Origin of the sequence: Simplicispira hankyongi, from assembly GCF_003570885.1 — a bacterium.
GTDB lineage: Bacteria > Pseudomonadota > Gammaproteobacteria > Burkholderiales > Burkholderiaceae_C > Simplicispira > Simplicispira hankyongi.
Map to the genome: position 1 here is coordinate 39,529 of NZ_QXJC01000003.1, position 17,859 is coordinate 57,387.

General features: G+C 65.9%; 16 protein-coding genes. 5 read left to right on the top strand and 11 right to left on the bottom strand.

Going from position 1 to position 17,859, the window contains the following annotated elements:
- Positions 1–134: 134 nt before the first annotated feature.
- From D3F03_RS06890 to D3F03_RS06925, 8 genes are all read right to left on the bottom strand, one after another.
- Positions 135–1,823 (bottom strand): AMP-binding protein, encoded by a 1,689-nt coding sequence (locus D3F03_RS06890; RefSeq protein WP_119108672.1) that lies wholly within the window; start codon positions 1,821–1,823, stop codon positions 135–137.
- A 142-nt stretch (positions 1,824–1,965) separates the two neighbouring features.
- A complete protein-coding gene (locus D3F03_RS06895; RefSeq protein WP_119108673.1) occupies positions 1,966–2,991 on the bottom strand; it encodes an XdhC family protein in 1,026 nt (341 codons plus the stop codon).
- 8 nt (positions 2,992–2,999) lie between these two features.
- Complete coding sequence (locus D3F03_RS06900; RefSeq protein WP_119108674.1) at positions 3,000–3,659, bottom strand: SRPBCC family protein; 660 nt, start codon at positions 3,657–3,659, stop codon at positions 3,000–3,002.
- Between the two features lie 24 nt (positions 3,660–3,683).
- Positions 3,684–4,910 carry a vWA domain-containing protein gene (locus D3F03_RS06905; RefSeq protein ID WP_199665427.1) on the bottom strand — a complete coding sequence of 409 codons (1,227 nt, stop codon included), beginning with the start codon at positions 4,908–4,910 and terminating at the stop codon, positions 3,684–3,686.
- Positions 4,911–5,274: 364 nt separating this feature from the next.
- The gene (locus D3F03_RS06910; protein ID WP_119108676.1) at positions 5,275–6,201 is read right to left on the bottom strand and encodes an AAA family ATPase; all 927 of its coding nucleotides are present in this window, start codon (positions 6,199–6,201) and stop codon (positions 5,275–5,277) included.
- Between the two features lie 84 nt (positions 6,202–6,285).
- Positions 6,286–7,077, bottom strand: coding sequence for an FAD binding domain-containing protein (locus tag D3F03_RS06915; RefSeq protein ID WP_119108677.1), 792 nt, complete (start codon positions 7,075–7,077; stop codon positions 6,286–6,288).
- 155 nt (positions 7,078–7,232) lie between these two features.
- The gene (locus D3F03_RS06920; protein ID WP_119108678.1) at positions 7,233–9,620 is read right to left on the bottom strand and encodes a xanthine dehydrogenase family protein molybdopterin-binding subunit; all 2,388 of its coding nucleotides are present in this window, start codon (positions 9,618–9,620) and stop codon (positions 7,233–7,235) included.
- 23 nt (positions 9,621–9,643) lie between these two features.
- Positions 9,644–10,120 (bottom strand): (2Fe-2S)-binding protein, encoded by a 477-nt coding sequence (locus D3F03_RS06925; protein ID WP_119108679.1) that lies wholly within the window; start codon positions 10,118–10,120, stop codon positions 9,644–9,646.
- Between the two features lie 168 nt (positions 10,121–10,288).
- Here D3F03_RS06925 and D3F03_RS06930 point away from each other — a divergent pair, with 168 nt between their 5' ends.
- Positions 10,289–11,389: a helix-turn-helix domain-containing protein gene (locus D3F03_RS06930; protein ID WP_245960536.1), complete on the top strand. Its 1,101-nt coding sequence runs from the start codon at positions 10,289–10,291 to the stop codon at positions 11,387–11,389.
- 98 nt (positions 11,390–11,487) lie between these two features.
- On the opposite strand, the gene D3F03_RS06935 is transcribed toward D3F03_RS06930, so the two are convergent.
- Together D3F03_RS06935 and D3F03_RS06940 are read right to left on the bottom strand one after the other, a co-directional pair.
- Positions 11,488–12,171, bottom strand: coding sequence for an SRPBCC family protein (locus D3F03_RS06935; RefSeq protein ID WP_119108680.1), 684 nt, complete (start codon positions 12,169–12,171; stop codon positions 11,488–11,490).
- Positions 12,172–12,210: 39 nt separating this feature from the next.
- The gene (locus tag D3F03_RS06940; protein ID WP_119108681.1) at positions 12,211–13,047 is read right to left on the bottom strand and encodes a TOBE domain-containing protein; all 837 of its coding nucleotides are present in this window, start codon (positions 13,045–13,047) and stop codon (positions 12,211–12,213) included.
- Positions 13,048–13,291: 244 nt separating this feature from the next.
- On the opposite strand from D3F03_RS06940, the gene D3F03_RS17215 reads away from it, so the two are divergent.
- Genes D3F03_RS17215 through D3F03_RS06955 form a run of 3 tightly spaced genes read left to right on the top strand, consistent with a single transcriptional unit; the run spans position 13,292 to position 16,448 of the window.
- Entirely contained in the window at positions 13,292–13,837 is a 546-nt protein-coding gene (locus tag D3F03_RS17215; protein ID WP_158606143.1) for a phosphatase PAP2 family protein, read from the top strand.
- Positions 13,834–14,904 carry a glycosyltransferase family 2 protein gene (locus D3F03_RS06950; protein ID WP_119108682.1) on the top strand — a complete coding sequence of 357 codons (1,071 nt, stop codon included), beginning with the start codon at positions 13,834–13,836 and terminating at the stop codon, positions 14,902–14,904. The genes D3F03_RS17215 and D3F03_RS06950 overlap by 4 nt, the downstream gene beginning before the upstream one ends.
- Positions 14,904–16,448: a glycosyltransferase family 39 protein gene (locus D3F03_RS06955; protein WP_119108683.1), complete on the top strand. Its 1,545-nt coding sequence runs from the start codon at positions 14,904–14,906 to the stop codon at positions 16,446–16,448. The genes D3F03_RS06950 and D3F03_RS06955 overlap by 1 nt, the downstream gene beginning before the upstream one ends.
- Here D3F03_RS06955 and D3F03_RS06960 read toward each other — a convergent pair.
- Positions 16,426–16,911, bottom strand: a complete 486-nt coding sequence (locus D3F03_RS06960; protein ID WP_342769305.1) for a GtrA family protein — start codon at positions 16,909–16,911, stop codon at positions 16,426–16,428. The genes D3F03_RS06955 and D3F03_RS06960 overlap by 23 nt on opposite strands.
- Positions 16,912–16,932: 21 nt before the next feature.
- On the opposite strand from D3F03_RS06960, the gene D3F03_RS06965 reads away from it, so the two are divergent.
- Positions 16,933–17,703: a ChbG/HpnK family deacetylase gene (locus tag D3F03_RS06965; protein WP_245960537.1), complete on the top strand. Its 771-nt coding sequence runs from the start codon at positions 16,933–16,935 to the stop codon at positions 17,701–17,703.
- The last annotated feature ends 156 nt before the right edge of the window (positions 17,704–17,859 follow it).

Genomic DNA, 17,859 nt, shown 5'->3' on the forward strand with positions numbered 1-17,859 from the left:
TTGCAACCGAGCCGGAGCAGCTGCGGCCAAGCCAGTTCGATCGCTATGAATAAAAGAGCTGCAAACGCTTGTGGAATAAGCGCTTGAGGCATATTTTCATCAAAATTTCAGGGCATAGCAACGTGTTGGAGCTCCTACGACCAGAGCACCTTCTTGCGCGAGGTTTCCCATTCTTCAAATTTCGCGGCGTACAGGTCTTCGATACGGTTGCGCTTGACCTTGAAGGTGGGCGTGATGATGTCGTTCTCCACCGTCCAGGGCGTGCGGCTGACCACCAGGCACTGCAATTGCTCGTGCGGGTCCAGCGTGGCGTTCACCTTCGCCAGATGCTGCGCCAGCGAATGCTCGAGTGCCTTGCGCCCCTCGGCCGATTGGGCCTCTGCGGCGGCGTCGGCGTTCAGCATCAAAATGCCCAGCGGCTGGCCCAGGTTGGCGCCAGTGACCACGCAGGCCTCGATGGCCGGGTGGTCACCCAGCTTGTCTTCAATCGGCGCGGGCGCGACATACTTGCCCTTGCCGGTCTTGAACAAATCCTTCACGCGGCCGGTGATGTGCAAGCACTTGTCAGAATCGATGCGGCCCTTGTCGCCGGTGCGCAGCCAGCCGTCGTGCGTGAAGGCATCGCGCGTCTGCTCGGGGGCCTTGTAGTAGCCCTGCATCACCGCCGGGCTCTTCATCTGGATTTCGCCCGTTTCGGGGTCGATGCGGTCTTGCACACCCTCGTAGGCCGGGCCAACGCTGCCCTGCTGGTTCTTGCCCGGCACGGTGATGTGCGAGACGGCGAGGTTTTCCGTCATGCCGTAGCCTTCATTGATGGCGATGCCCAGCTTGCTGTACCACTGCAGCAGCGCCAGCGGCATGGGCGCGGCGCCACCGGCGCAGATGCGTGCCTGGTCCAGGCCCAGCGTCTTTTGAATCTTGCGCCGCACCAGGCCCCCGATGAGCGGCAGGCCGAGCAGGCGCTGGAGCTTGGGCTCAGGCATTTTGTGCTGAATGGCCTGCTGGAACTTGACCCACAGGCGCGGCACCGAGAAAAAGATGGTGGGCCGGGCGCGCTGCATGTCGGTGGTGAAAGTGTCGAGCGAGTCGGCAAAGAACACGTGCATGCCGGTGCGCAGCCAGCCGTGCTCCACCAGCACACGCTCGACCACGTGGGCCAAAGGCAGATAGGACAGCATGCGGTCGTCCTTGCCCATGGGCAGGCGGCGGATCCCGGCGTCCAGCGCCCAGGCGAAGTTGTGGAAGCTGTGCATCACGCCCTTTGGCATGCCCGTGGTGCCCGAGGTGTAGATCAGTGTGGCCAGATCATCGCCACCCCGCACCGGCTGGCCAGCAAGCGGCTTGGCAGCCTTGCACAGCGTGTCCCACAGCGGGTAGGCCTTGCGCGCGGACTCGGGCGAGAGGGCGTAACTGATGCAAGTCATGTCCGCTGGCACGCCGGGTGCCATGGCCTCCCAGCCGTCAAGCTTGCCGATGAAGCAGGCGCGCGCCTCGCTGTGCTTGAGGATGTGCGCAATGGTCTCGGGCGCCAGCGTGGGGTAGAGCGGCACCGAAACGCCGCCCACCATCCAGATGGCCAGATCGCTCATCAGCCACCAGGCACAGTTCTTGGACAGGATGGCCACCTTGTCACCAGGCTGGATGCCAATCGACTGGAGATGCCCTGCCATGCAGCGCACTTGCGCGGCCAGTTCGCCCCAGCTGAAGTCCCTCACCGTGCCGTCGCCCATCGGCTGGGTCAAGGCGACCCTTGTGGGCGCCTCGCTTTCCCAGGCGTACAGGCGCTGCAGGGCGAGCAGCTCAGGGGCAATCTTGGTCGTCATCGGGTCCTCCCACGGTGGTTATTACACCAGTGTAGGAGCCCCTACGGGGGCGGAGCGTGGGGAAAGACCCTCGGATAGAGTGGTATGCCTAGCCCAATGGGCGCCCCCCATTACCGCTTTCCGAGGGCGCCGGCGGCTCCGGTCAGGGCAAGCGCTCGTGCACCTGCTTGGCCTCCCCCACCCCCATGTCGCGCGGCAGGACCACGCCGTTCTTCACCGCCAGCACCTCGGCCATGACGCTTACGGCAATCTCGGGAGGCGTCTTGCTGCCGATGTAGATGCCGATCGGTCCGCGCAGGCGCGCCAGGCTCTCGTCCGTCTGGTCGAAGTGTGTTTTCAGGCGCTCGCGCCGCGCCGCGTTGTTGCGCCGCGAGCCGATGCCGCCGACGTAGAAGGCCTCGGTATCCAGCGCCTGCAAGAGCGCCAGATCGTCGAGCTTGGGGTCGTGCGTGAGCGCCACCACGCAGGTGCGCCGGTCCGGGCGCATGGCGCTGACCACGTCGTCCGGCATGTCGCTGACCACGCGGGCGCCGGCCACGCTCCAGCTGCTGCGGTATTCCTCGCGCGGGTCGCACACGGTGACGGCAAAGCCGGAGAACAGCGCCATGGTGGCAAGGTATTCCGACATCTGGCCCGCGCCGATGATGAGCATGCGGTACTCGGGGCCAAAGGTGTTGACCACCCGCTCGGCGTCGACCACCAAGGTGGCGGGCGTGGCGGCCGGGCCCTGCACGACCGCGCCATCCTGCAAGCGCACGCTGCGCTGCATCAGCTTGCCGGCTTCCAGCGCGGACAGCAGCTCGGCCAAGGCCCCGGCGTCGGGGTCGAACTCAATCAGCAGTTCCAGCGTGCCGCCGCAGGGCAGGCCAAAGCGGTGCGCTTCGTCCGCCGTGACACCGTACTTGGCGAACACCGGCGGGCCGGACACCAGCGCCGCGTCGTCCCCCTCGCCCGCCCAGGCACGGGTGTAGCGGGCCATCAGGTCGTCCTCGATGCAGCCGCCCGAGACCGAGCCCACCACGGCGCCGCTCTCGCACAGCGCCATGATCGAGCCCTCGGGGCGGGGGGACGACCCCCAGGTGCGCACCACCGTGGCGAGCAGCGCCCGCTGGCCGGTACTGCGCCAGTGGCCCAGCGCGCGCAATACGGTGACATCGAGATTGTCCATGTCCCACCTCAGCTCAGGTAAATCGCCACCGCCACCAGCGCCGCGGCAATCGCACCCCAGACCCACATCGGAATGCCGCCCGAGGGCGCCGCCCCCGCGCGTTCCGACGCATCAGCACCAGGCCGGGAATCGAGCAGGACCGTGGCGGCGCCTTCCCGTGCCTCGGCGTCCATCGGCTCGGTATCGGCCGGCGGCTCGGCACGCGGGTGGCGGCGGCGCAATTGCTCATCAAAGCGGCGAAAAAAGTCTTCGGCCATGCCTTTGGCGGCGCCGTCGATCAGGCGCTGGCCCAGTTGGGCGATCTTGCCGCCGACGGTGGCGTGCACGGTGTAATGCAGCTCGCAGCAGGGCTGGCCGAGGGCATCGTCCGCCACGGCTTCCAGCCGTACCTGCGCCTGGCCTTTGCCAAAGCCGGCCACGCCGCCCTGGCCGTCAAAGGCAAGCTGGTAGCTCGTGGGCGGGACAATATCGCTGAGCGCGAGCTTGCCACTGAACTTGGCCGAGACCGGGCCGATCTTGAGCGCCATGCCGACGGTGTACTGCCCCTCCCCAGTGGCTTCGAGCTTGTCGCAGCCCGGGATGCACAACTTGAGCATTTCCGGGTCATTGAGCGCGTCCCAGGCCTGTTGCTGGCTGGCGGGAAGCGCCCGGCTGGCTTGCATTTCCATAGGAAGTTCTCCTCGTCGTTCGGGTTATCGGGTGCGCGCGGGCGCACGCAGCACCTGCGCCAGGCTGCTGGCGAGCTGCTGCAAGCTTTGCAGGTTGTGCACCGCGAGCATGGCGTCAGCCGCGCGGTGCAGTTCGGCTGCGCCGCGCGCGCTGGGCTCGTAGCCACCAAAGCGCAGCAGCGGGTTGAGCCACAGCAATCGCGCGCAGTGGCGCCGCAGCCAGGCCAGTTCCTGTGCCAGCACGGCAGGCTCGCCCGTGTCGAGCCCATCGCTGACCAGCAGCACCAGCGTGCGCCGACCCACCAGGCGCCGGGCGTGCCGGGTGCGCAGCTGCGCCAGCGACTCGGCCAGGCGCGTGCCGCCGGCAAAATCGGGGATGGCGGCGCTGGCCCGCTCCAGCATGGTGTCCGGGTCCTGGTGGCGAAAGGCGGGCGTGAGGTCGGTCAGCGTGGTGCCAAAGGCAAACACGTCGCGCCTGCCTCCCCTATTTGCTGCTCCGCTGCCGGGGGCCGTGGCGGCATGCAAGAACGCCAGCAGCAGGCGTGCGTAGCGCTCCATGGAGCCCGAGACGTCGAGCAGCACCAAGAGCGGCAGCGGCTGGCTTTGGCGCGCCAGGCGCGGCACCTGCACCAGCTCGCCGCCCGTGCGCATCGCGCGCTGCAGGGCCAATGGCCAGTCGGCGCGCGCGCCATGCGGGCCAGGCCGGGTGCGGCGCGCCGCGTAGCGCGGCAGAGGCAGTGGCACGCGCTGGGCCAGGCGCTGCACCAACCGGTATTCGCTGGCGGAAAGCTGGTTGAAATCGGCCGCGTGCAGGCGTTCGCGCTCGCTTGCCGTCATGGCAGCGTCGAAATCAATTTTTTCCTCTTCAGGCTCTGTGGGCGCACGGGCCGCCCGCACGGGCGCAAGCGCTTCAGCCACCCGCGGGCGGCGCTTTACCGGTTCGGCGTGGCTTTCCGCGATAGGCAGCATCTGCGCCAACAATTTTTGCGCGACGTTGGGGTTGCGAAAGTAGGTCGCAAAGAGTTCGCGAAACACCAGCAGGTCTTGCTCACGGGCGACCAGCACGGTCTCCAGCGCGGCGCACAGGTCGGCCCGCGCCAAGCCGACGAGCAGGGCGGCCTCTTGCGCCAGTGCCATGCGGGCAGCGTCCACCGGGACACCGGCGCGGCGCAGGGCCCGGCCAAAGCCGGTGAGGTTGTCGGCCAACTTGCCACGCCGCGCGTCGCCCAACTGGCTGTATGTGGCCCCCACGCTCCCCGCTGCGCGTGGTTCGCTGCCCCCCGAGGGGGCGCGATTCGCCTTGGGGCGGCCCGGCGGCGAATCGGTAGCCCCCACGCTCCCCGCTGCGCGTGGTTCGCTGCCCCCCGAGGGGGCGCGATTCGCCTTGGGGCGGCCCGGCGGCGAATCGGTAGCCCCCACGCTCCCCGCTGCGCGTGGTTCGCTGCCCCCCGAGGGGGCGCGATTCGCCTTGGGGCGGCCCGGCGGCGAATCGGTAGCCCCCACGCTCCCCGCTGCGCGTGGTTCGCTGCCCCCCGAGGGGGCGCGATTCGCCTTCGGAAGCGCGCCCGGCGGCGAATCGGTAGCCCCCACGCTCCCCGCGTACTGCGTGTGCACGTTAGCTCTCCGCATCGCTGGGGGTGAGCAACTCCGCCGCCATGTCCTGCGTCAGCGCTGCGACATCTTCACGCTGCTTGAACAGGATGCCGGCGGTGTCCTGCACCACTTCCGGATCGACCACCAGGGTATCAAGCGCCACCAGGGCCTTGGCCCATTCCACCGCCTCGGCGATGCCGGGGGCGCGCTGGAAGGCATTGGCAAAGGGCTGGCTGCGCAGACGCGCCACGAAATCGGCCACCTGCTCCGACAGGGCACTGCTGGCGCCGGGCACCTGCGAGCGGACGATGGCCAGTTCGCGCTCGCGGTCGGGGTAGTCGAGCCAGTGGTACAGGCAGCGGCGCTTGACGGCGTCGTGCAGGTCGCGCGTGCGGTTGCTGGTGAGCAGGGTGACGGGTGGCACTGCGGCGCGCACCGTGCCGAGTTCAGGGATGCTGACCTGGTACTCGCCCAGGTATTCGAGCAAGAACGCCTCGAAGGGCTCGTCGGCGCGGTCAATTTCGTCCACCAGCAGCAGCGCGCCCGGCGCCGGTGTGCGCAGGGCTTGCAGGAGCGGCCGGCTGACGAGGTAGCGCTCCTGGTAAATCTCGCGCTCAATATGTGCCGTGTCCAGCCCACCCTGGGCTTCCGCAGCACGCATGTGCAAGAGCTGCGCGCTGTAGTTCCATTCGTACAAGGCTTCGCGCTGCTCCAGCCCGTCGTAGCACTGCAGGCGGATCAGCGGCCGCCCCAGCGCGCGCGCCAGGGCCTGGGCCAGCGCCGTCTTGCCGACGCCCGGCTCGCCTTCGAGCAGCAGCGGGCGCTGCAGTTTGAGCGCGAGCCAGGCCGCCGTGGCGAGGCGCCGGTCGGCGAAATAGCCTTCGGCTTGGAGCGCCTGGGCCAGCGCGTCGATGGACGCAGGCGCGAGAACCTGCGGGTCTGCGTTCATTTGCTATTGTTTAAATAGCTGCAAGCGCTTACCCAATAAGCGTTAGAGCCATATTTTCCTTGGAATTTCAAGCGGAGGCAGGCGTCAACCCAGCATCTGCGCCACGGCGCGCTGCGTGAGCACGCTGATGAGCTGCGCGCGGTACACCGGGCTGGCGTGGATGTCGCTGCCCAGGTCCGCAGCGTCCACCTTCACTGCCGCTGCCGAGGCTGCGGTGAAGCTCTGGTTCAGCGCGGCTTCCAGCGCACTTTGGCGGAACACGCTGCTGGCCGCGCCCGTAACGGCCACGCGCACACCGCTGGCGGTCTGGGCCACGAACACGCCCACCAAGGCAAAGCGCGAGGCGCCCTGGCGAAACTTCTGGTACGAGGCCTTGCGCGGAATGGGGAAGCGCACCGCTGTGATCAGCTCGCCCTCTTGCAGCGCCGTGGTGTACATGCCAACGAAGAAATCATCGGCCGCGATTTCCCTTTGGTTGGTGACGATGGTGGCGCCCAGCGCCAGCGCAGCGCTTGGGTAGCAGGCGGCAGGGTCGTTGTTGGCGAGCGAGCCGCCCAGCGTGCCGCGGGCGCGCACCTGGCGGTCGCCAATATGGTCCGCCAGATCGGCCAGCGCGGGGATGGCCGCGCGCACTTCGGCGCTGTCGGCGACTTGCTGGTGGCGGGTCATGGCGCCGATCACCATGTGCTCGCCCTCCTTGCGGATGCCGGCCAGCTCGGGGATGCGGCCCAGGTCCACCAGTTGGCCCGGATCGGCCAGGCGCAGGCGCAGCGAGGGCAGCAGGCTTTGCCCACCGGCAATCGGGCGCGCGCCGGCGGCGGCCTGCGCGGCAGCAGCGGCGGTCGAGGTGGGCGCTTCGTAGGTGAATGCGTACATATCGGTCTCCTGTTAGTTTTCCTGTTGCGGCTGTAGAAGCTCGCAAGCCGTGGAACACGCGCGGGGCACGCCAGCGGCCGCCGCGCAAGGGCCGCCCCGCCGCGCTGGCGGCGTCCCCCTAGAGGGGGAAGGCGCGAAGCGACTCAGGGGGTATTTCATGTTTTGGCGTTCTGGATGGCCTGCCACACACGGTGCGGCGTGGCTGGCATGTCGAAGTCCTTCACGCCCAGAGGCGCGAGGGCGTCGAGCACGGCGTTGATGACCGCTGGCGGCGAGCCAATGGCGCCCGCCTCACCGCAGCCCTTGGTGCCCAGCGGGTTGTGCGTGCAGGGGGTGCAGACATGGCCCAGCTTGAACTGTGGGAAATCGTCGGCCCGCGGCATGGCGTAATCCATGTAGCTGCCGGTGAGCAGTTGCCCGGTTTCGCGGTCGTAGACGCAGTTTTCCATCAGCGCCTGGCCGATGCCCTGGACCAGGCCGCCGTGCACCTGGCCCTCGACAATCATCGGGTTGATGATGGTGCCGAAGTCGTCCACCGCAGTGAAACGGTCCACGCGCACCACGCCGGTCTGCGGGTCCACCTCGACTTCGCAGATGTAGGTGCCGGCCGGGAACGTGAAGTTGGTGGGGTCGTAAAAGGCCGTTTCGTTCAGGCCGGGTTCGAGCTTGTCGAGCGGGTAGTTGTGCGGCACGTAGGCGGCGAGGGACACCTGGGCAAACGGGATTTTCTTGTCGGTGCCCTTGACGGTGAACTCGCCGCCGGCAAAGTCGATGTCGGCGTCGCTCGCTTCCATCAGGTGCGCGGCAATCTTCTTGGCCTTGGCCTCGATCTTGTCGAGCGCCTTCATGAGGGCGGCACCGCCCACGCTGATCGAGCGCGAGCCGTAGGTGCCCATGCCAAAGGGCACGCGGCCGGTGTCGCCGTGAACGATGTCCACGTTTTCCACCGGAATGCCCAGGCGCGCCGCCACCACCTGGGCAAACGTCGTTTCATGCCCCTGACCATGGCTGTGCGAGCCGGTGAACACCGTGACGCTACCGGTAGGGTGCACCCGCACTTCGCCGCATTCAAACAGGCCGGCGCGCGCGCCGAGGGCCCCGGCAATGTTCGAGGGCGCGATGCCGCAGGCTTCGATGTAGCTGCTGTAGCCCATGCCACGTTTGAGGCCCTTGGCTTCGCTGGCTGCCCGCCTGGCTGCAAAGCCCGCCACATCGGCCAGCTCCTGCGACTGCGTCATGCAGGCGTGGTAGTCGCCCACGTCGTACTGCAGCGCCACCGGTGTCTGGTAGGGGAAGCTGGTGATGAAGTTGCGCTTGCGGATGTCGTCTTGCGAGAGCCCCATGTCCCAGGCGCAGCGGCTCACCAGGCGCTCCAGCAAATAGGTGGCCTCGGGCCGGCCGGCGCCACGGTAGGCGTCCACGGGAGACGTGTTGGTGAACCAGGTGTCCACCTCCACGTACACCTGAGGCGTGCTGTATTGGCCGGCGAGCAACGTGGCGTACAGGATGGTCGGCACCGCACTGGCGAAGGTGGACAGGTAGGCGCCCACGTTGGCGTCGGTGTGCACGCGCATGGCGAGGAACTTGCCGCTCGCGTCCATCGCCATTTCGGCGTGGCTGGCGTGGTCGCGGCCATGGGCGTCGGTCAGAAAGGACTCGCTGCGGTCGGCCACCCACTTGATGTTGCGGTTGAGCTTTTTCGACGCCCAGGTGAGGCACACGTCCTCAGCATAGAGAAAGATTTTGGAGCCGAAGCCACCGCCCACATCAGGCGCAATCACCCGCACCTTGTGCTCAGGCAGGCCCATGACGAAGGCCGTCATGAGCAAGCGCTCGACGTGCGGGTTCTGGTTGCTGACGTAGAGCGTGTACTCGTCGGTGCCCCGGTTGTACGAGCCGATGGCGGCGCGCGGCTCCATGGCGTTGGGAATCAGGCGGTTGTTGACCAGATCGAGCTTGGTGACATGCGCCGCATTGGCAAACACCGCATCGACCGCCCCTTTGTCGCCAATCGCCCACTTGAAGCAGTGGTTGTCTTCGGCAATGTCGTGCAGGCCGGCACCTGCCACGGCGCCCGCGGCCGCATCCTGCACGTTGACAACCGCCGGCAGCACGTCGTAATCGACCTCGACACGTTCGGCGGCATCGCGCGCCTGTTGCAAGGTTTCGGCCACCACCATGGCCACGCCGTCGCCCACGTAGCGCACCTTGCCCTGTGCCAGGATGGGGTGCGGCGGCTCCTTCATGGGCTCGCCGTTGGTGCTGGTAATGAGCCAGCCGCAGGGCAGGCCGTTGATGTTGTCGGCCGCCACATCGGCGCCGGTAAAGACACCGATCACACCGGGGGCAGCTTTGGCCGCATCGGTGTTGATGCTGACCACCTTGGCGTGGGCGTGCGGCGAACGGACGAAAACGGCAAAACTTTGCGCAGCCAGGACGATGTCGTCGGTGTACTGGCCAGCGCCGGTGAGAAAGCGGTAGTCCTCCTTGCGGCGGACGGATTCGCCGATGTGCGGCAGCTTGGAAAAGTCGGATGCACCCATGGCTTGTGTCTCCTTCGTTGGTCTCAGGCTGCGGAGGCAGCCATGGCCTGCTGGCCCTGCTGCACGGCTTTGACGATGTTCTGGTAACCGGTGCAGCGGCACATATTGCCGTCAAGCAGCGCGCGGATCTCGGCCTCGCTCGCGCCGGGGTAGCGCTTCACCAGATCGACGGCGGAGAGCACCATTCCGGGCGTGCAGAAGCCGCACTGCAGGCCGTGGCACTCCTTGAACGCGGCCTGCATGGGGTGCATGCCGCCGTCCGCCGTGGCCAGGCCTTCGATGGTGGTGATCTCGCAGCCCTCGGCCTGCACGGCCAGCATGGCGCAGGATTTGATGGCGCGGCCATCGAGCAGCACGGTGCAGGCGCCGCACTGGCTGGTGTCGCACCCTACATGGGTGCCGGTGAGGTGGAGGTGCTCGCGCAGCGCGTGCACAAGCAGGGTGTTGGCGGGGGCGTCGACGCTGGCCGGCCGGCCATTGACGGTGAACTGCACGGGCATCGGGCTGTCTCCTGGTGGGGATTGGCTGGAAAAGAGCAATTGCCATCTTCTGCCCCCCACCTGGGCCGGTGGCTAGGGACAACCCTGAACCCGGCTGGGCCGCTTGGCGATATTCTCAATTTGAAACATGCTGCACCGCAGCGTGCGTCCACTTTCCTTGGCGCCACCGTGACCACCGTCTCTTCCCATACGCCAGACCGCAGCGCCTCTATCGCGCAGGCACGCCATGCCCTGCTGGTGCAAGGCCTGGGGGTGCCCCCGACAGGCATGGAGCCCTGGATCGTGCGCTCCTGGCGGCGCTGTTTGCAGGCGGGTCGCTCGCCGCAACATCCGCTGGCATTTGACGGCGTCAGCGCCGCCGCATTGCGCCGCGACCACGACGAGCATGCAAGCCTGCTGCGCGCTGCCCGGCCGGTGCTGGAGCATCTCACCCATGCCACCGGCGGCATGGGCTATTTCACCCTGCTGACCAATGCGCGCGGTGTGGTGCTGGACGTTACCGGCCCGGTGGACCACCACGACCCGCGCGCCCACGCCATTGGCCGCCGCGGTATTGATCTGTCGGAGGCAAGCGTGGGCACCGCTGCCATCGGTGCCGCATTGACCGAGTTACACCCGGTCTGGCTGCACCGTGGCGAGCATTTTTTCGACGCCAATGGCAGCTACAGTTGCGCCGGTGCACCGCTGTTCGACCCACAGGGTCGCTGCGTGGGCATGCTCGATCTGACGGGTGTCGACGTCCCCGAACGGCCCGAGCTGCGGCATGTGCTCGCCCGCTCGGCACGCGCACTGGAAGACGCCTTGCTGCGCCAGCAGCCCTATGCACTGCTGCTGCGCGTCAACTGGCCCGGCGCCCAACTGGGCAGCGAAGCCGACGGCCTGATGGCCCTCGACGCCGACGGCTACCTGCTGGGCTGCAACAGTGCGGCACGCCAACTCATGCCCATGCCGCAGCAATTGCCTGGCACGTGCCTGCACTGCAGCGACTTGCTGGCACTCGACTGGCCGCGCCTGTTTGACGCATCCACCCGCGGCCAGCGTGTGGACCTGCCACTGTGGTCGGGCCTGCGTTTGCAGGCCATGGCGGTGCGCCAGAGCGCGCCCGGAAGCGCGCCCGCCGCTGCCAGTGCCTCACTGCGAGAAACCGAAACCGAATGGATCCGCAGCGCGGTACGCGAGGCGCGCGGCAACGTGGCCGAGGCCGCACGCAGCCTGGGCATCAGCCGCGCCACCGTGTACCGCAAACTGGGCACACGCAAAAACGGGTAAGGCACCTGGCGGGTAAAAAAATGGGTGATATTCGGCCATTGCGCTTATTGGATAAGCGCTATTAGCTATTATTAAAATAGCAAATCTGCACCGCCGGCCTATCGCAGGCGCGCCAACAGATAGCCCCCTACCAACACCACGAGCGCGGCAAGTGCCGCCCACGCCCAGGCCGGTGTGCCCATGGTTTTGGGCGCCGGCTGCACACGCGCCGCGGGGCGGGCACGTGGCGAGCGGTCGAGCAGCATGGTGGGCGCACCAGCGCGCTCCTGGGCATCCATATCCTCGGGCACGGCCTCCGGTTCGGCTGGCGCCGCACGCGGGTAACGCCTGCGCAACTGCTCATCAAAGCGGCGAAAAAAATGCTCGATCAAGGCCCGCGCAGCGCCCTCGACGAGGCGCGGGTCAAGCAGGGCCATGTTCCCATCCAGCACAGCGTCGACGCTGTAGTGCAACTGGCAGCGCGGATGGCCTGGAGCGTAGTCGGCCAGCGGAATCAGCCGCGCCCGCGCCACCCCCTTGCCCACGCCCGCGACCCCACCATTGCCTTCGAACTGGACTTGGTAGCGATCAGGCTCAAAGCGATCCGCCACCTGCACGCTGCCGTTGAAGCGCACCATGCCCGCGCCAATTCTCAGCTCGAGGTCCACTGCATGCTGTCCAGCCTCGCCTATGTCGAACCTCTCACAGCCAGGGATGCATACCTTGAGCAATTCGGGGTCATTCAATGCATCCCACAGTTCTTGTTGGCCAGCGGCAAACGCGCGGCGACCTTCCATTTCCATGACAGACACTCCCCTAGGTTTGCTCGTGAGGCCCCAATCTCAGGCTTGCACCAGGACCACGGCATTTTCTTCCAGCTCAAGCACCACCCGGCTGCCAGCACGCAAACCGCTGCCGGGTGCCGCAAATCCCACCATCTGTAGACCCCACGGTGCGCTGCCCCACAGCTCGGCCGCGACTTCATCGCCCAATTGTCCACGCACAACGCGCACTGCCTTGGCTTGCAGTGCACAGGCGCCCGACCGCACCACCTCGCCGCCAGTGGCGGCACGCAGAACGCGCACGGCAGTGGCCTTGCACAGCGCCTGCACCGCCTGACCCGCCGCCAAGCCCAGTAACTCGGCACTCTCGCGGGTGATCCGCGAGGTCAGGCTGGGCCACGCAGCAGCATCCTTGTGCCCCCCCAGCTCGCTCCTTGAGTCCGCTTGCGCCGTTTGCGGCACCTCCAGGGTCAGATGCACCCGCACAATCGGCCCCAACGCCTCCAGGCGTTGCACCACGCATGGCAACTGGTTGCGCATGCTGGTGCGCACCGCCAGCCGGGCGAGCGCCTGGCCGGTGTAGGGCCGCGCCTGCCAGTCTGCAATGACCGCACCGCGTGCCTGCGCCATCGCATCGGCCGCGGCCAGCAATTCCCGGCCCGCAGAGGTCAAGGAAGCGCCGCCTCCACCCGCCCCACCCACAGCACGCGCCACCAACGGCACGCGCGCCAGATTGGTCAGCGTATCCACCGCTTGCCAGGCGGCCTTGTAGCTCACGCCGACAGCGCGGGCAGCTTGCGAAATGGAGCCGCACACGCCGATCTCGCGCAGAATGGCAATGCGCTTGTCGGTAAGCTCATGTCCGAGGGCGGCAGGCAGGGCAAGGGGCAAAGTCATAGGGCGCAATAGTGCCTCAGGAAGCAACCGGGCAAGGCTTGAGGAGTGTTGTCCCCTCCCCATACGGTGCAGGACGCCACCGCAAACGCGTTTTCCGGACCGCACCGAGGGAACGCAGGACGCTGCCCAAGGTGCGGATGCGCCCCCAGGCCGAGAAGAATTTGATCAGCGTCGCCCTAATTTTGTCCTAAGACTTGGCGTTGACAATTGCATGTTTGCTCTCCACCTGACCGAAGCTGTAGCCATGTCTCTCAACTCTGCGCTCTTTTTAGCGATCAATGGATCGGCAACTTCGCCGCATTGGTTGACAGCGCTGGCCCTGTTCGCAACCAACCATTTGCCGCAACTGATGGCAGGCGGAATTGCCGGCGTTTTTGTGGCGGGAGACCGCCAGGTGAAGTTGCGCGTGCTGCATGTGTTGATCGCCATGGCGATGGCATGGCTGCTGGCACGGCTGACCCAGCATTTCATTCCTGTCGATCGACCCTTTGTTCTCGGGCTTGGCAAACAGTTGCTGCCGCACGCAGCTTCCCCTAGCTTTCCCAGCAGCCATGCAAGCGTGGCCTTCGGGTTTGCCACGGCTGTCGCACTGACGGCGGGACGTGCGTATTGGGCGTTGCTGGCTCTGGCTGCTGCCGTGCTTGTGGCCTGGAGCCGTGTGTACCTTGGGCTGCATTTCCCCTCCGATGTTCTGGCCGGCGCCTTGGTGGGTGCCACCAGCGCCTGGCTAACATTTCACATCGTCTTCCGGCGTCCAATACGGTCAGCCACCACCATAGGACTTCCATGATCGCCAATCCAGGTGCTGCCACAGTGCCGCAGCATCACGAAGCCGACGCTTCGCCACGCTGCGACGTACGCCACCATGCCGCCCACACCGAAGCACCCGTCACCATCCAGCCACCACCGCGCGAATCCGGCTCTGTCTCTTGTGTTGTTCCCTGCCACAACGAAGCGAGGAACCTTGAACAATTGCTGCCCCAGTTGCGCGACACCCTCCAGGCTTGCTCGCACCCGTGGGAAGTGATTCTGGTGGACGATGGCAGCTCGGACGCCACCAGCCTGGTGCTTGCCAAATGGGCGCAGACACCGGGTTTTCGGGCGCTGCTGCTGTCACGCAACTTCGGCAAGGAGGCGGCGCTTACCGCCGGATTGGAGGCGGCGCGGGGAGATGCCATCGTGATGATGGATGCCGATCTGCAGCATTCGCCTTCATTTATTCCCACCTTCCTGGAGCATTGGCGCCAGGGCCGCGATGTGGTCTACGCGCTGCGCGAAGATCGGCAAGATGAAAGCCTGTTCAAACGCCTGGGCACGCGCGTGTTCTACAAGCTTGTCAATATGGCGGGGCGCTTCGAGGTGCCAGCCGGCGCAGGGGACTTTCGCCTGATGGACCGCGCCGTGGTAAATGCCCTGCTGTCGCTGCCAGAGCGCAACCGGTTCATGAAGGGACTGTACGCCTGGGTCGGCTTCGATGCCCTTGCCGTCCCCTACGTGCCAGATGGGCGGCTGCACGGCAAGACCACCTTCAACCCCTGGAGCTTGATTCGGCTCTCGGTCGACGGGCTGACCGGCTTTACCACCTGGCCGCTGCGTGCCGTCAGCTTCATGGGCTTCGTGTTGGCGTGTTTTGCGCTGCTCTATGGCGCCTACCTGACCGCCGTCTATCTGCTGTATGGCCACGTGATCAGCGGCTGGACCACCATCGCCGTGGGACTGATGGGGTTCTCCGGCATCCAGCTCCTCTCGCTCGGCGTGGTGGGCGAGTATGTGGGACGCATTTTCGAGGAAGTCAAGGCGCGACCTGTCTACATCGTCAAGCGTGCACTGGGCCAGGGCTTGAGGAAGGCCGATTGATGCAGGCACTGACAACCAAGAGAACGCCCACCACCACGGCTGTCACCTTGCTCGTGCTGGCTTGGCTGACCTGGACTGCATGGGCACGCCCCTTGATGCTGCCGGACGAGGGGCGCTACGTCGGCGTTGCCTGGGAAATGCTGCGCTCGGGCGACTGGCTCACGCCTACCCTCAACGGGCTGCCGTACTTCCACAAACCGCCGCTCTTCTACTGGATCACGGCAGCTTCCCTGTGGCTCTTTGGCCACCACGAGTGGGCGGCCAGAGTGGCTTCCTTGCTGGGCGCTGCACTCGGTACGACCGCCGCGTATGCATTCATTCGCCGGTGGTCGGGCGAGCGTGAGGCCCGCACAGGCCTGGTGGTGTTACTGGCGCAGCCTTTGTGGCTTGTCGCTGCGCAGTTTGCCAACCTGGACATGCTGGTGGCGGGCTGCATCAGCGCCACCATCGTGCTGCTGGCGCATGCGACCCTGCTGGCCGAGCATGGCAAGCCCTGGCGTGCGGTACTGACTGGCGCATGGGCCATGGCCGCCTTGGGCGTGCTGGCCAAGGGCTTGATTGGCTTTGTGCTTCCTGCAGGGGTAATCTTTGTCTGGCTCGTTCTGCAAAAACGCTGGCGCAGCCTGTTCGCTCTCTTGTGGTGGCCCGGGATACTGGTTTTTCTGGCGCTGACAGCCCCCTGGTTCGTGGCCATGCAGGATCGGTTTCCCGATTTTCTGAACTATTTTTTCGTCGTTCAGCACTTCAAGCGCTTCACCGAAAGCGGGTTCAACAACGTGATGCCGTTCTGGTTTTACCCCGCGGTGCTGTGCGTGTGCTTTCTGCCGTGGCTACCCTGGATGGCGCGCTCCATCAAGCCCAAGGTCGGCCTGTCAGCCCCACAACAGGCGGTCCGACTGCTGATGCTGGTTTGGCCCGCGATGATTGTTCTGTTCTTCTCGCTGCCCAAATCCAAGTTGCTGGGCTATGTACTGCCGGCAGTTCCACCGCTGGCGTTCCTCGCGGCAGATGGCTTTTTGTCGCAGGCTTTCTTGTCACGCGCATCCATCCGCCTATGGCGCATTGGTGCCGGCATCGGGTGCATGCTGACGCTGGGTATCCTGACCTGGATTGCCGTACATCCAGAGAAATCCACGCGTGCTTTTGCTCAGGTATTGCGCGAAAACCGCCAAATATCAGAACCTGTCGTCATGCTGGACCAATACTATTTCGACCTGCCGTTCTATGCCCGGTTGAATGCGCCCGTGGCGGTGGTGAGCAATTGGGACGACCCCGAACTCCACCGCCGCGACAACGAGCGCAAGGAAATCGCCGACGCCGGCCAGTTCGACAAGGCCGCTGCCGACAAGCGCCTCGTGCTGCCCGCTGCCTTGCCCGCCCTTTTGTGCCACTCGGCCACCACCTGGGTGCTTGGCCCCTCTTCAGCGCTGACCCGGTACCCCTTCCTCGGCGTTGCCACCGACATTCACCACGAAAGCGGAACCACCCTGTGGCGCATCGACACCAAAAACCCTGCCATGCTCAGCGCGCTGGCTTGCGGTTGAAAGCCCAATGGCGGCTCAAAAGGTAGGTGCCACCCGCCACAGCGACGAGCACCACGGCAAGGACCAGGTCGTAGCGCAGACCGCTCCAGTGCAGCAGCAAGGCATACGCGGCCTCGTTGATGGCGAAACCGCTTGCCGATACGGCGAAAAACCGCATGGCTGAGCGCCAGAGCGGTACGCCATGGTCACGGAAGGTCCAGCGGTAGTGCCCGGAAAACGAAACGCCAAAAGCAATCAACCACCCCAACACATTGGCCAGCAAGGGCCGCCAGCCAGCATGCGCCACCAACATCACGACCACACTCCAATGGACAGCAGCAGCAGCGGTGCCTACCAGCACGAACCAGGCAATGCGCCCCCGCAATCTGGAGGGGGGACTGGTGTGAACAAGGGAACGCGTGCGCATGAAGCTGTCGAGCATAGCCGCAGCCTGTGCATTGCTGTAGACGATTTTGGTCTGCATGCCGGCGTCTGTGAGGCGGCATTGCTGCTTGCCTGGCAAGGACGCACGCAGGCCATTGGCTGTATGGTGGGCGCTCCAGCATGGGGACAATGGGCCCCGGAGCTCGAAGAAATTGATCCCCGACAGACCGAGATCGGCCTGCACCTGGACCTCACGCAGCACCCGTTGCTGCTGCAGCCGCAGCAGCTTGGGCCGCTCATCCTGCGCAGTTGGCTGCGCACGCTCGACCGCACCAGTATCCGCAGCGAAATCCGCGCCCAACTCGATGCGTTTGAACAACAAACCGGCCGCCCACCCGCCTACGTGGACGGACACCAGCATGTTCACCAGTTCCCGGTCGTGCGGGGTGAACTGCTGACCGAGCTACAACGGCGGTATGCGGGCAACCTGCCATGGCTGAGAAACACGGCACGCGCGCACATCAACACGCCAATGCCTTGGCGGCAGGCATTCAAGCCCTGGACCATTGAAGCACTGGGGTCAGCCGCACTAACGCGGCAGGCACAGGCGCAAGGCTTCCGCCAGAACGCGCACCTGCTGGGTGTGCACGATTTCAGGGGCAACGAGGACAGCTACCTCAATTGGACAAGAAGGTGGCTGGGGGCGTGCCACAGCGGCGACCTGCTGATGTGCCACCCCAGCCTGGGTATTCACCCGCATGACCCTCTGGCGCCTGCACGCTTGCATGAGTACCAGGTGCTGTCTGGAAGTGCTTTTGGCGAATTGGTACAGGAAGAAGCCATCCGACTCGAACCTCTGGGTCAGACGTTGGCACAACGGTTCTCGATTTAAGAGCCACGGACCATGGGTGCAACGAAGTGCCTCACTATTGGCCAGACCAATGGCAGCGGACCGGGAAGCAGCGCACCAGAGAAGCGCACAGGTACGTCGACAGTCCTCGCCCTGGCACCCTCGCATGGGGACAAGACTCTGGCCTCGGACCGTCGC